We start from the raw sequence: 15,158 nt of genomic DNA, 5'->3' as shown, positions 1-15,158 counted from the left end.
TGAATGAATTTCTAATAAGTCTTAATCATTATCTACTCTGATCCATTTCCCGTTGTCTACTCCTTCATAGAAGTGATTATTATGGTAGATGATTGCTCCCTGAATATGAGTTTTATTGGCTGGGAGAGTAAGGGTTTCCGGTAAAGCATTGCTATTTCGGATCATAAATACCTCATTTCCTTCTTTTATTACTATTCCTGTTCCTGAAACAAGTCTTGTTACCCCTGTATCAGAAGGCGGATTGGATACTGTTACCGGATTTAATTCGGACAGACGTCTTGCTCCCATATCGGAAGTACAGCCTCTGAGAATACTATCCATCAGCATCACAACACCTGGTGTAGGGCAATCCGGATTGATGTTTACAATAATTTCTTTATTATTAATTGCAACCGGACATGCTTCCCCATTAGCAAAACGAATGCTTTTGAGACGATAAACCATTGTTCCTACCTGTCCTTTAGAGTGCAGTACAATCGCTTCTCCGTTAGGTGCAGAAGTAATCATCTGATCCGGACCATCATTAATGGTATAGGTGAAGATATACGTTTGTGCAAGTGAACCTTTAAACTTTACCTGTATATCTCCTGAAGCCTGTTTTGCTGCACTCATGGATGAAGATGTGGTATTATCTGCAGGTAAGGCAATAGAAGAAATCGTAAAATCCTCCGTAATATTACAGCCGTCCTGGCTATAGGTTACATTTACCTTGTAATTTCCTGGTTGTGTAAATGTTACCAAACGTTCTGTACTTATGACTCCTGGATTGGGATTGTTAAGTTTTGTCCAGGTGTAGGTCGCATTAGGATCTGTCCCATATAAAGCAGAGGCATCATAAGTTTTAGGAAATTCAGAAGCACAAAGCGCTTTGTTTCCGCCAAATCCTGCAGCCTGAACGTCTGTAGGAATAATCGAAAGATTAGTGGTATTTCCTAAATCCTGGCTGTTTCCATAAGCACTTACTGTACGGGAGAAATTTATGTCTCTGATGGAGGCGTAGAACATAGTGTACATTGCTGCAGGATCCAGATTGATTGTATTTTGTCCTGCCGTAGATCTCAGGACAGAGATCCTGTTACATGGGGTTCCTGTCATGAAGAGATTTTCAGTAACGGTCTGATGATTATCTAGCTGATAAGATCCCGGATTGAAGTACAATGTTTTGTACTTTCCTGCGGAGCTCAATGTACTTACACTATTGGTAGTAGTGCTTCCAAGGAAAATCATCTTGTTGAAGTTCCAGATTCTTGTTCCGGTGTTTACAATTCCGTCTTTCCAAACGGTAAGGTCTCCAAAATTGAAGCCTGCCGGAGTATTGGTTGTAAAATACCCCATGTCGGCTTTCACCTCAGCAGCATTTAAAGTCAGTGGATTATTTCCGGTACTGATATAAAAATAAGGACTGTAAAAATTATAAAAAGGAAGCGATGGCATATAATAGTTGGCAATACCAGCACTGTTAGTTCGTGTTCCCGTAATAACAGACTGTCCGAGATCTACAACCGGATTGTTGTTAATGGATTGATTCCAGCTGAAATTAACCAATGTCATCGGCTGGTTGTTGGTTTTGAAACCTGCAGCATTAAGAAAGTTAATATCTCCCTGATATGGACTTTTCAGTTCAAAATAATCCTGAGCATTAATATTCAGGTGAATGAAGGCTCCTTTGGTATCAATATATCTTGTTTTTCCAGTAGCTGTTCCCTGAGCCATAATAATATTTCGGCTCAGTCCGAAAGTAGACATCGGAACAATGACCTTTGTATCACTTTGTAGTGTAAGATTACCATAAACAGACAGATAATAAGGATTTCCGCCATCCGTAGTAAAATCAAGAACCGGTTGATTGGTTGCATTGTTGAACGTAACATGATTAGCTTTTGAAAGATAAGCTCCCCGAATCTGTATCTTATTCAAAGCTGCTGTGAATCCCGAATTCTGGTCGAAAAATACATTATCAATTGCAGTTGGGATATCACAGCCTGAAACAGATATTCCTCCTGAACTTAATGACCAGTGCTGAGGATCTCTCCATAATCCCTGTCCTCCAACCCAGTAAAGATTTCTAGGAGTGGAAGGAATAGCATTTTGGAAATTGATTCCGGTATTTCCGCCAAGATCTGTACTTCCTGTAGCAGTATAGGTTTGCCCACCAGAAGAAGAAATTGATTTTAATTGTACTTTATCTATTACATAATTGGCTGAATTTGTACTGTAGTTAGGCAGAATTAAGGATCTTGATGGAGCATTGGTGCCGGCAAAAGTAAGCCTGTCTAAACAATCTCCTAACATTTTCAAAGATTGGGTAACCTGTAAGTTTCCACTGTCTAAGGCAACATAATTATTCTTTTCAATAACCAGATTATTTACGGCCATGTTTGCTTTAATTACAATGGTTGGATTTACTTTATCAATTCTTGGATTGATTGCAGAGTGAATAATAAAATTATTGATTACTCCGCCAGGAAAACTAAAAGAGATGATGTAATCCGTATTTGTTGTAGAATTGGTATATTCTATCTTTTCAAAAAAATGGTTTATGTTACTGAAAGCAATATCAGCATCAGAACCTCCGGAAGACCTGAATAATTTGATCACACTATTGGAAGTCTTTGTAACCGGTTGTTTAGTATTGATTGCAAAGCTGGCATTAACGGTAAGATCTGTATTATCCATCGCCAGTTGTGAACCATTGAGATTAAAACTGTTGATATTCATTACTGTACCGCTTATATCCAAACTGTTACCAGGAATATCTGTCTGACTGATGCTGGAAGAGTTAATAAGATCATACTGTGATGTCCCTCTGTTGATTTTCCATTGAGCATCACCCGAGAAAGTTAAAGCAGTTGTAGCTCCGTTGGGCGTTACATTTTTTAAGATACCTGTAGATTTACTGATATTTGTAAATGTAAATCCACTGAAATATCCGGCATCGTAATATCCGGAATGTAAAACCATATTTCCATTGACATTCATTTTATAGTAATTGCTGCTTCCTGTAAAATGAGATCTTGATCCCGGATTTAATCCACTGAAAGTAATGTCATTAATTGAAATATCATTGGTAAGCTGTATGCTGGTAATCCCAGTAGTGGAAAATCCTGAATGCTGATCAAAGAAAACATTGTCATTAATGCTGGGAAGCCCACAGTTGGCTGTTGTTCTGTTGCTAGAAGGATCCAAAGACCAATGGCTGAGATCACTCCAATTTCCGTTACCTCCTTTCCAGTAAAAGTTTTTAGCAGGAGTAGGTGTGAAGTTGATTCCTGAATTATTTCCGCTGTCTATAGAATTGCTGGCATTGATAGGCTTAGCTCCTGCAACAGGAGTAATATAACTTGCATTAATCCCTGAAATATTCATTCTGTTGAGCTGAACGAATCCATTACCATTAATGTTATTTCCAAGGATCAGGTTATTACCGCCCTGGCCCGTAAAAGTGAGAACCAGATCACAGTCTGCACGATTGAATGTCCATCTGTCGTTGATAGTAAGTTTTACTGTATTATCCCAAAGAATAAGATTAGACGCTGCATTAATGGCTACATTTTTTGCCTTGTTGCTTCCGTATAATCTTATGTCACCTCCGTTCACCTGAAAAGTGTCAGTATTCATGTACTGTATATTTCCAACGCTGGTACCTTCCTTATAAACTTTACCGAAAAGATGACTGGTATTTCCTGAACTGGAATAACGCCCATTGTAGTTTTGCGTGTATACAGACGTATTGGGTGCGGTAATGGTTTGTTTGGTTAATACATTAATGGTATTTTGGCTTAATAAAGCATTATCTATATTAACTATATTACCACCCAACCAAAGTTCGCCTGCTTTTATTTTTATGCCGTTAGCAAAAAGGTTACTGGCTAAAGCATTATTGTCAAAATTGAAAACACCTCCTACTTCAATATCATAAGATGTTCCTGAGCTTGAAGGCATGAGATAAAAATTATCATTCCCTGAGATAGCCAATTGAGTTATTTTCTGACCTTCAAAACTCATATAACGATTGGTAGCAGGATCTCCTCCATCATATTTAAGGAAGTTCATGACTATAGGAGCAGACATATCCTTTTGAAAATAAAGGTTACCATATAAAGTCATTGCGATATTCAAAACAGGATGGGATGGAGCATTATTCCAGGTCATGTTTCTTACTGAGGCAACTGACCCGTTGTTATTAATGCTGTTATTCCCGGTTGTAAAACCTGAGTTTCCATCAAAAATGACATCATCATACAAAGTAGGAATACAGTTGGCAGAAGGACCTCCTGAAGTAAAAGACCAATGAGCCGGATCACTCCAATTGCCACCGCCACCTATCCAGTAATAGGTTTTTGCTGTTATTCCCGGGTAGGTAATATTACCTGTATTATTTCCACCGTTTATTCCCGCTGTTACAGAAGCACCTCCTGTGAGCCTTACAATAGCTAAATTATAACCATTAAAATAGACCGCTCCATTTCCATTGATAGAAGCCGGAAGGATGAGATTTACTGGCAATGCAGGATCTACAGCAGCAAATTTAGGAATGATTCCGTTGCATGGAGCATTAGCAGTAAGCGTTTGGTTCACCTGGAAATAAGAAGCCGGACCAGAAGTCTGTCGGAAATTATATTGTCCGCCATTCAGTGTCAGATTATTAATGTCAAATTGGGTTGCTCTGAATATGTTGTTTCCCTTGCCAAGGGTCAAATTTTTTATTTCAAACCGGTTTCCTAATAATTCACTACTTCCATCTCCTGAAACCATATCATTGGCTTTCAGAAGATCAGCGTTAATGATACAGGAATATAAATTAAATTTATTAAAATGAAACTGAGATCCTGTAAAATTAGCCCCTGAGGTCCCCACACCGGAAACCTCATCCACCGTCAGAAGATTACCACCGGATATCTGAGCGAATCCTGAGTAAGTAAGAAGAATTTTTTTGATATTCTGGGTAGTCTGTATGTTCAGGACAGGGAAGGTAAGGGTTGCCTGGGTAAAGTTGGCAGCCGAATTTAATGTCATTGTACTCGTGGTAGTTACCGTTGAAGATCTGAAATTAGAGGCCGCTGTAGAACTGTAATTGAATACCATTGTATTGATATTCTTATTATCTGTATCTAAAAAAGCGCTGTCGCTGATGTTGAAATTGAAAAAACCATTGCTGGCAAAGTTTTTCACAAGTTTGAAGTTTCCATTCCCTTTAAGATTAAAAGATGACTGATAATTGCCACTGATGTAGGAGGGATCAATCATATTATCGGGAACATCAATCAGGTTGGGAGTCAGATTGGTACTTTCTGAAAACAGGTTCATGGTAAGATTATACAATGCTGTTGCATTAGACTTCCATTTCAGGTTTCCATATATATTAAAAATACTTGCTGATGGAAAACTTAGTTTGGTAGTAAATGAATCATCTATAATAAAATCTTTACAGGTAGCAGATGATGGAATGGTTAACGTTCCTCCACTGGCAGGAAAACCGCTTCCTGAAGTAATATAAACATTATCATACCGTGAAGGGATAATAGTAGCAGCCTGTCCGGATGCTGAGCCTATTCTCCAGTGGTTGAGGTCACTCCAGCTACCGGTACCGCCCACCCAGTAATAATTATTCTGGGCAAACAGAATTTGGCAGGTAAGGAATAATAATATGAAATATAATTTATGTTTCATGTTCTTAGAATTACAAAATTGGTAATAGATTGAGAGGCTTGTCTCAATCTTTGCTAAACATTGCACCCCACTGAATTGAGGCGCTCCTGGTGCTGTTTATTTGTTGTTTTTCAGATGTTGCAATTCTTTCTGTAATTCTTCGATTTTTTTACCCTGTTCCTGGGCGGTTTGTAATAATAGGGGAATCAGTTCATTGTAATTGACAGATTGATAACCATCATGATCAGTGCTGACGATGTTGGGCAGTACTTTTTCCACTTCCTGAGCAATAAGCCCATATTGAAGTTGGGAATTTCCGCCTTTCTTTTTTCCTGTTTCGTTCCAGAAGTAGGAGACCGGTCTTAATTTGTTGATGATTTCACGAGAAGATTTTATTTCTGTAATGTTTTTTTTCAGCCTTTCATCAGAATTATAGTCTATAGCACTTGCTTTTACTGTACCTGCTACGTCCAGTTTTGCTGTTGCAGAAGGAGCTGTCCCAATCCCTACACTTCCAGTTCCGGAAAAGACAAGGTTTTTACCATTCAGGTCTACGTTTCTTGAGGCTAAAGTAGTTGTAATAGCACCATCAGAAGTATAAATATTAGAATTCGTTCCCATACTTTCCCACTGTGTTCCGTTCCAGAAGTAATAACCGGGCTGTGTAATCTTTGCCACTTTTGAAGTAGGCGAAACGGGGGTGGCCGTTGCGTAGATCATCAGGGATTCATTTCCAGGTTGGATGCTAGCTGTCATGGTTTGGATCTGGTCTCCGGTAAGACGGGGAATCATAAGACCTTCAGCCTGTGAAGTACCGTCTGTTTTGGCGGTAATATCCAGAGTCGCTTTAGGATCAGGAGTATTCATACCGATTCTTCCGGCCTGAGAATAGAAAAATGAACTGATGGAGATGCTTCCGATAAGGCATAGTCTTAACATTGCAGAATGAGGCTTCTGCACAAAAGTAGAGTTTTGCATAGTTTCTTTAATTGCTTTTATTTGAGTATATTAATTCTTCCCTAGTGTGAGGAGTGAAATAGATTTTTAATAACGGTTTTGGAGGTTTCGATTAACTCATTTGATCTGTAGAGCTGACTGGTCAGTATAGAGCTTTCAAAAAGGAGATAAACATGTGCAGCCACTGCCTCATCCTTAATTTCGTCATTGAAGAAAATTCTCAGTTTATTTTTATGATGACGGAGAACAGAATGAATTTCTTCTTTGTCAGCAGGTATTTCAGATAAAATATTCCAAAAGCTGCAGCCCCGGAAGTCTTCTTTTTTATTCATATACATAAGAAAATCAAAAGACTTCAGTATTTTTTCTTCAGAAGTTGAGGTATGAGATATGAATTTTTCCAGTTCAGATACCCAATAGTCATACCTTTTGTTGAGAAATTCAATACACAGATCATCTTTAGACTTGAAATGCTGATAGAAGCTAGCCTTTGAAACGCTGGCTTCTTCAATAATCTGATTAATACCGGTACTGTTAAAACCCTGTTTATGAAACAAAAGAAGGGTTGTGCTTAATATTCTTTCGCGAGGTTTGGACATTGGTTAAAGTTTTTCACAAATGTAATTAAAAAATGAACAGACTGGTATGTTTGTTAAAAAATCATTAAATAATATTTCACATTGGGCTATCCGTAAGCATAGCGGAAATCCGGAAAATTAAAAATACAAATAAGGGTAGTACTCAGTTGAAAATGCAATAGATAGTAAGGTTTGTCGTACTGTTCTTATTTCGTACTTTGGATTTTTAGTCCATTTTTTATATCTTGTTAATACAGGAATATTGATTAAACAAAGCCTCCGGCATAATAAATCTGTATAATAAAAAACAGCAGCGTGAAGAATGCTACAACATAAGGATGATAGCTAAAGTTTTCCTTCAGAATATAATGCAGCGCTTTGAATAATTTGACCAGCCCGATAATAGCCATAATAATAAATAGAAAGAAGACCATGAAAAATACATAATCTCCGGATGCATAATTTCCTGAATCTTTCAACTTGTCCAGATGATCCATATAAGACTGTATATTTACGGTATGTCCAATGAACATAGCGGAAAGAATGAGAATGAAAAATGGAGTAGAGGTATAAACAGTAGTATAGATAAAAGAAAAAAGTAAAGTACGGAAAGTCACGGTATTTACCTTTTCCTTTTTATACCATAACAGGATTACGCTGAAGATGACAGCTGTAAAATTATTCATCAGAAAGATAAACAAAGCTTTTTCAACCATGCTTAATCCTTTGATCTTGGAAAGAAAATTCTGCTCCCCGCTGTAGTCCATTAAAAGTACCGAAACGATTACAGAAGTATACACGGAAAGTTTGATGGGAGACAGATAATCGCGGAAACGTTCAGTTTCCTCTTTTTCCATCTCATGAACAGAAAAATCATAACATCGGTGGGTATCCTGAAACAATTTGAAAATGGTTACCGGAACCAGCAATATTTCAATAATAATCTGAAGACACAGTTTCTCAAAACTGTCAATCAATTTTTCGAACATACACAGGTATTATGGGAACGGATTCACTATGCAATTTAATCATTTTTTAAATTGCATATCGCATAAAACCAGTGAAGTAAGATGTAATTTATTTCGGAAGTCCCTTCTTAAGTGCTATATTGGCTCTTTCAACTGATTTTCTTTCTTTCCAGTCCATGTATCTTTTTTTATACCTGCCTTTCATGAAGTTGTCAAAATTACGCTGAACAGCCAGATTCCATAGAGAATGAGCTTTTACAGCCCAACTTTTATCCCATGCACGAAGAGATAGAGAGAAAGATCCATCCAGATATTTCATCCAGTGCCACCAGCCGGTAGGCATGAACAGGGTATCTCCATGCTCAAGAAAACATTCTATTCCTTCAATACCATCCAGAGCCGGGAATTTTTCAAAATCAGGGTTGGAAATGTCATAGTCTTCCAGCGCATATGTTGCATAAGGAAGTTTATATAAACGGGTTTTCCACTTGTATTCGAAAAGAAGAACATGCTTTCTTCCGTTGAAATGGGTGTGGAAGATATGAGGCATATCAATATCATAATGAAGGAAAGTCACAGAACCTTTACCTCCAAAGAACATACTTGGATATTTATCCAAAAATCCACCCATCAGAGTCTTAGGCGGGATATAATCATCCAATAATTTAGGCGCAAATTTGATAGGATCAAAAAAGAAAATTCTCAGATCTGTAGGTTCCCGCTGAATCAAATCCACGTATTCTCCAAAAGGCATTTTGGTAGTAGGTGTATTGATAGGCGCAGCAGGATCAGCTTTAGCACTGTCATATAAAGGAACAATAACATCACCAACTACTTCTTTCATATACTCCATGGTCCATTTTTGATATGCAGGCCAATTTTTAGCCATGTTTTTGATGACCACTGGTTTACGAGGCTTTAAATATTTTTCACGGAAATCTTCTTGTGAAATATCATCTACAATATCAATTGGTTTAAGGAGTATGCCCATTCGTTTTAATTATACCGCTAAATTATTAATAATTTATGATAATGAGAAAAAATAATTTCGTTTATTTGGAATTAATATAAATAGAAGAAAAAGAAGAGAGTTGTTTTTTTTGCAAAGTATTTATTATCAGTGTTATTTGTGTTTTGTTTAATAATAAAGTTGGTTCTATGAAAAATGGTATATATATTTTTGTAGATGAAGGACTCTATGATTGGGCTATAGAGAACGATTTTTTTAAGGTTAAAAATGAACATCAGAAAGAAGCGAAATTTATTCAACAATTTACATGTGCGTCAATAGAGCATTTCCATTTTGAAAATGGAGAAAGGGGATAGGTCTATGTAATTTTCAATTGATGTTTTTCCCTTAGCTTCCAATCCTTATATTTGATGTATGAAAAAAGTACGTCTGTTAGCATTATTTCTTGTCGTTTTCAACAGTGGTTATCATGCACAAACGAAATCCTTATCTAAAATTGAATCCGGAGTTTCGTATGAGCTGGCCCAGTTGAGAAAAAGCACATTAAGTGATATTCAATATGAGCTCAGCCTGAAAATTCCTGAAAGTAAATCAGAAAGGATCTCAGGAACTGAAGTTCTTACATTTAATTATAAAAAACAGAATGAAACATCACTGCTGATAGATTTTAAAGAAGATCCTTCTTCATTGTTATCTGTATCAGTGAATGGACAGACGATAAAACCGATTCTGGAAAATGAACATGTAGTCATTGATGCCAAACACCTGAAATCAGGATCCAATCAGATTAATTTTAATTTCCTTGCCGGAAATGGTGCCCTTAACAGACGTGATGGGTATCTGTATGCATTATTTGTACCGGATCGTGCAAGAACGATGTTTCCATGTTTTGATCAGCCTAATTTAAAGGCAAAATACTCTCTGAGTTTAACGGTTCCGGAAAAATGGAGTGCTATCGCTAATGGAAAACTTAAGGAAACAACAATACAACAAGGACAAAAGACCCTGAAGTTTAATCAGTCGGATTTACTTCCTACCTATCTGTTTTCCTTCTCTGCCGGAGATTTTAAAAACCATACTGAGAAGATCAGCGAACAGGATTCCAGAATTTTATACCGCGAAACCGATTCCCTGAAAATTAAAAACAGCATGGATTCTATTTTCTCGTTATACAGAAATTCTTTAGCTTATTACGAAAAATGGACAGGTATTAAACATCCTTTTCAAAAACATGGCCTGGTTGCCGTTCCGGATTTTCAGTTTGGTGGAATGGAGCATCCGGGAGCTATTTTGTTTCAAAATTCCACATTGTTTTTGGATAATAATGCAACACAGAATCAATTGAACAACCGTTCCAATCTTATTGCCCATGAAGTGGCGCACCTTTGGTTTGGAGATATGGTAACAATGGATTGGTTCAATGATGTATGGATGAAAGAAGTTTTTGCCAATTTTATGGCAGATAAAAGTACTGGAGCATCTTCAGATAAAAAAGTTTATGATCTTAAATTCTTGACCGGGCATTTTCCGGCAGCCTATTCCGTAGACCGTACGTTGGGTGCTAATCCAATCCGCCAGGTTTTAGACAATCTGCAAAATGCAGGAATGATGTATGGCCCGATTATTTATAACAAGGCACCGATTATGATGCGCCAGTTGGAATTACTGATCGGGGAGGAGGACTTCCGAAAAGGCGTCAATGAATACCTTACAAAATACGCTTACACCAACGCAAGCTGGCCGGATCTTATCACCATTCTTGATAACCACACCCCAAAAGACTTACAAAGCTGGAATAAAGTTTGGGTTAATGATCCCGGAAGACCAATCATTGATTATGATATAAAATATAAAGGGGATATAATACACCGTTTTACCATTTCCCAAAGACCGGAATATGGAAAAGAGCAAAAAAACTGGCCTCAGGAATTTGAGATCAGCCTGTTTTACAATGACAAGGTTGAAAAAGTGAACGTAAAGCTGTCTGAGAAAGAACAGGGAATTGCAGAATTAAAAGGAAAAAAGAAGCCTCTTTTCATTCTGCAGAACTCATCAGGAATTGGGTATGGAGTTTTTAAAACGGATAGAACAGTAATGACTGATTTTTCTTTGATAAAAGACGAAATAAACCGTGCCAGCGCCTATATCTCACTGTATGAAAATATGCTGAACGGATCTGGTTCGAAACCCCAGGAGTTATTACAGTTTTTTGAAAAGCAGTTACCAAAAGAAACTACAGAACTGAATCTTCGTCTGATTACTGGTTATATTTCCTCTATCTATTGGAATTTCTTACCGGAAAATGCCCGACTGAAAGAATCCGGAAATATAGAAAATATACTTTGGAATGCGCTGGAGGCACAGACCGCAAAGAATAATAAGAAAAATATCTTTGACTGCTATCAGGGAATTTTCCAATCTCAGAAGGCGTATGACAACCTGTATAAAATTTGGAAATCCCAGATACCACCTAAAGATGTATCTCTGAACGACGAAGACTTTACAAACCTTGCCCTTGCTTTATCATTGAGAAATAATGCCAACAATGATCTGTTACAGGAACAACTGACCAGAATTAAGAACCCTGATCGGATAAACCGTTTTAAAATTATTATGCAGGCAGCTTCATCAGATCAGAAGATACGGGATGATTTCTTTAACGGGCTGATGCAAAAACAGAACAGAGCAAATGAATCGGCAGTCGGTTCTGCATTGGGATATCTGCATCATCCATTAAGACAGCAGGCTTCTATTCAGTATCTTCCTAAGTCTTTAGAGGTTTTACAGGAAATTCAGAAAACGGGAGCTATCTTTTTCCCGGATAACTGGCTTCGTTCCACATTCAGCAACTATCAGGATCCAAAAGCCCTTGATGTGGTTCATCAGTTCCTTTTACAGAATCCGGATTATAATCCCATCCTGAAAAATAAAATTTTACAGGCAACCGACAATCTGAGAAGAGCTCAGACCCTTAGAAAATAAGAGATAAACAATTTGTATAGATGAAGTATTATGCAGATGTAAATAACTATTATTTGGCAAAATATCTTAATTCCAAAGACCTTGAGCAGTTTACAAGTTCATGGTTCTTTTATGATCAGCCTGAAGACTTCAGACTTGCAGAATTACTGCATATTCCCGGAAATGTTTTCTCTTTTCTATGGGAATATGAAGATGGGACTCTTCTGGAAAAAATTGATCAATGGAAGAGAGTTTTCAGAAGACATAATATTGAGTTTCCATCCGATATGAAATTCAGGTACAAAAACTACATTTCTTCAGGTAAGAAAGTATATCTGGATATGGTAGAAACTGATTATGCCGTTGCTAATGGAGCATTTAATAAATATTCCGCCTTTAATATCGCCCGTAATTTAACCCAGTTTATCGTTGACGAAACAATGCATTTGGACAATGTGGATCTACATTTTCTTGAAGCCGACGATCCTTTAACCCGTTTCAGGAATTGTATTAAAATGATAGATTTCCGGTGGTTACATGCAATTGTTTTAAATGGCTACCATCATAGGGGAGACATGATAAAAGTATTTATTCATAAAAAGGAGAGCCATTTTTTACCTGAAATAAACAGGCTGGAGCATAATGTTTTTGAAAATACATATGTAGGAAAATCTCTCAGTTGGTAATATTTATCATTATTGATAGACGGAATTTTATTGATAATAAGTAACTTATCCTAAAATACAGGTAAATGTTTGAATATAAAGGCTGGATCACATTATCATCTGATTCTTATGACGAGGATTTTTACAGGTTGAAAGAACAGGTGGCTTTTTTAGAAAAGGAAATCACTAAGTTTAATGGTTCTTCAAAGTTTTCTAAAATTATAAATTGTAATGAAGACTATACGCTGTCACTCATAGGGGTTCTTAATCATGAAAATGGTATTGTAGAAGAGATTAAAGACTTACTGCATCATATTGCAGAAGTGCTGCCTGCTTCATTTGGTGTGATCTATTACAGAGATCAGGAAGGCGGCCATGAGAATCATTACTTTATCATCAGATTATCCAAAGGGAAATTAGACGAATTTAATGATCATATTCTGAGCCCCTGTTTTCCTATTATTGAAGATTGAAAAATAGGAGTTTTTTATTTGGACTAAACTCCACGTTTGTAAACATATAAAAAGAAAACCCTTGTAGTAACGAGGGTTTTATGTTCTGAAAATAAGTAATAAAAAACTTAAGATCAATTTAAGTATTTAGTTGTTTGTTTGGAAAAATAATTTAATATATTGTATTTTTAATTAAAAATTTATATTATTTTCCTGTATCGGTGTAATGTTGTTGTTTCGTGATAGCCCTCTAATTTCTCAGAAAATGGCTATATTCGGCTTCATAAAAAAATAATATGCAAGTATACGAAGGGATTTCTGTGGGATTGTATCTATTATTGATGATAGGTATAGGCATATATTCTTATAGAAAATCAACAAACAATTCAGAGGAGTTTTTAATTGGAGGAAGAAAAATGGGGGCAGCTGTTACAGCACTCTCTGCAGGAGCAGCAGATATGAGTGGCTGGCTGTTGATGGGGGTTCCGGGAGCTATGTACCTTTCCGGTATTTCCAGTTCATGGATTGCAATAGGGCTAACGCTTGGTGCATTTCTCAATTATATTATTGTAGCGCCAAGGCTTAGAATTTATACCGAAGTAGCCCAGAATGCAATTACATTACCTGTGTTTTTTGAAAACAGGTTTAAAAACAAAAACCATCTTCTGAAGATCACTTCTTCTATCTTTATTCTGGTATTTTTCACTCTTTATACTTCAGCAGGAATGGTATCCGGTGGAAAACTCTTTGAATCCGCTTTCGGAATGAATTATACCGTAGGATTATTGTTAACCAGCTTAGTGGTTGTATTATATACCTTTTTAGGTGGGTTTCTGGCAGTAAGTCTTACCGATTTTGTGCAGGGAACCATTATGGTACTGGCACTGGTGATTGTGCCAATTGTTGCCATCATAGAAATTGGAGGAGTTGGAGAAACAATTTCCCTGATTGAAGCTAAAGATCCCAAATATCTGGACTTATTCAGGGGAACTACTACAGTAAGCATTGTGTCTTTATTGGCTTGGGGATTAGGATATTGCGGACAGCCCCATATTCTGGTACGTTTTATGGCCATTGATAAACCAAAAGATTTGGTTAAAGCCAGAAGAATCGGGATTACATGGATGATCTTTACTGTTGCCGGAGCTTTGGCTATTGGTTTAGTAGGAATTGCTTATCTGCAGAAATTTGATACGGAAACCATGATGAAATTTGACGGATCAAAAACAGAGGCAGAAACTATTTTCATTTACTTCTCCCGTATTTTATTCCACCCGTTTATTGCAGGATTCCTGCTGACTGCGATTCTGGCAGCTGTAATGAGTACCATTTCATCTCAGCTATTGGTAACTTCAAGTTCATTAACGGAGGACATTTATAAAGCTTTCCTGAATAAAAAGGCAACGTCAAAGCAATTATTGATTGCCAGCAGACTTTCAGTTTTATTGGTAGCCATAATTGCTGTTCTTTTATCATTAGACCCAAAAGACAGTATCCTTAACCTTGTAGGAAACGCATGGGCAGGGTTTGGTTCCGCATTCGGACCATTGATCCTGTTGTCGCTTTTATGGAAGAAAACAACATGGCAGGGTGGACTTGCCGGAATGTTGGTAGGGGGAATCACCGTGCTGGCATGGGTTTATCTTCAGCATCCGTTGAAAGACTGGTATGAAATCATTCCGGGATTCATTCTTTCTTTACTCACCAATATTATCGTATCCTTGGCAACTTATAAGCCTGATGCAGCAATAGAAAATGAATTTGAAGAAGTTAAAAAGATTATGCAGGAATAGTATGCCTGTAGTTTTAACCGAAACAGACTATAAAAAACAAACCCTTGCCAATGGCGAGGGTTTTGTATTTTAATAGAGTAGCTGAAGGGAAGTATTCGATGGTCCCAAATGCAAAAATAGTATTCTGATTATATTTTGAGACTCTTTATAACTTTCAGATCAGTG

At 37.1% G+C, this 15,158-nt stretch carries 10 protein-coding genes; 5 read left to right on the top strand and 5 right to left on the bottom strand.

The window, feature by feature from the left end; all coding sequences use genetic code 11:
• Window positions 1-21: 21 nt before the first annotated feature.
• The 5 genes from M2372_RS17695 to M2372_RS17675 form a co-directional block, all read right to left on the bottom strand.
• A complete protein-coding gene (locus M2372_RS17695; protein ID WP_123319520.1) occupies window positions 22-5,670 on the bottom strand; it encodes a hypothetical protein in 5,649 nt (1,882 codons plus the stop codon).
• Window positions 5,671-5,766: 96 nt separating this feature from the next.
• Window positions 5,767-6,627, bottom strand: a complete 861-nt coding sequence (locus M2372_RS17690; RefSeq protein WP_123319519.1) for a tail fiber domain-containing protein — start codon at window positions 6,625-6,627, stop codon at window positions 5,767-5,769.
• 41 nt (window positions 6,628-6,668) lie between these two features.
• Complete coding sequence (locus tag M2372_RS17685) at window positions 6,669-7,205, bottom strand: TetR/AcrR family transcriptional regulator (RefSeq protein WP_123319518.1); 537 nt, start codon at window positions 7,203-7,205, stop codon at window positions 6,669-6,671.
• Window positions 7,206-7,450: 245 nt separating this feature from the next.
• Complete coding sequence (locus M2372_RS17680) at window positions 7,451-8,173, bottom strand: hypothetical protein (RefSeq protein ID WP_123319517.1); 723 nt, start codon at window positions 8,171-8,173, stop codon at window positions 7,451-7,453.
• Between the two features lie 88 nt (window positions 8,174-8,261).
• Complete coding sequence (locus tag M2372_RS17675; protein ID WP_115973279.1) at window positions 8,262-9,143, bottom strand: cupin-like domain-containing protein; 882 nt, start codon at window positions 9,141-9,143, stop codon at window positions 8,262-8,264.
• Between the two features lie 167 nt (window positions 9,144-9,310).
• On the opposite strand from M2372_RS17675, the gene M2372_RS17670 reads away from it, so the two are divergent.
• From M2372_RS17670 to putP, 5 genes are all read left to right on the top strand, one after another.
• Window positions 9,311-9,478 (top strand): hypothetical protein, encoded by a 168-nt coding sequence (locus M2372_RS17670; protein ID WP_185018807.1) that lies wholly within the window; start codon window positions 9,311-9,313, stop codon window positions 9,476-9,478.
• Window positions 9,479-9,536: 58 nt separating this feature from the next.
• On the top strand, window positions 9,537-12,104 hold the full coding sequence (locus M2372_RS17665) for a M1 family aminopeptidase (protein WP_123319516.1): 2,568 nt from the start codon (window positions 9,537-9,539) through the stop codon (window positions 12,102-12,104).
• Window positions 12,105-12,124: 20 nt separating this feature from the next.
• Entirely contained in the window at window positions 12,125-12,769 is a 645-nt protein-coding gene (locus M2372_RS17660) for a hypothetical protein (protein WP_123319515.1), read from the top strand.
• A gap of 65 nt (window positions 12,770-12,834) precedes the next feature.
• A complete protein-coding gene (locus M2372_RS17655; protein WP_123319514.1) occupies window positions 12,835-13,221 on the top strand; it encodes an Imm7 family immunity protein in 387 nt (128 codons plus the stop codon).
• 275 nt (window positions 13,222-13,496) lie between these two features.
• On the top strand, window positions 13,497-14,993 hold the full coding sequence (gene putP / locus M2372_RS17650) for a sodium/proline symporter PutP (protein WP_123319513.1): 1,497 nt from the start codon (window positions 13,497-13,499) through the stop codon (window positions 14,991-14,993).
• Window positions 14,994-15,158 lie beyond the last annotated feature (165 nt).

Origin of the sequence: Chryseobacterium sp. BIGb0232 (assembly GCF_024810195.1) — a bacterium.
Taxonomy (GTDB): domain Bacteria; phylum Bacteroidota; class Bacteroidia; order Flavobacteriales; family Weeksellaceae; genus Chryseobacterium; species Chryseobacterium pennae.
This window is presented reverse-complemented; position numbering and strand designations above follow the sequence as displayed.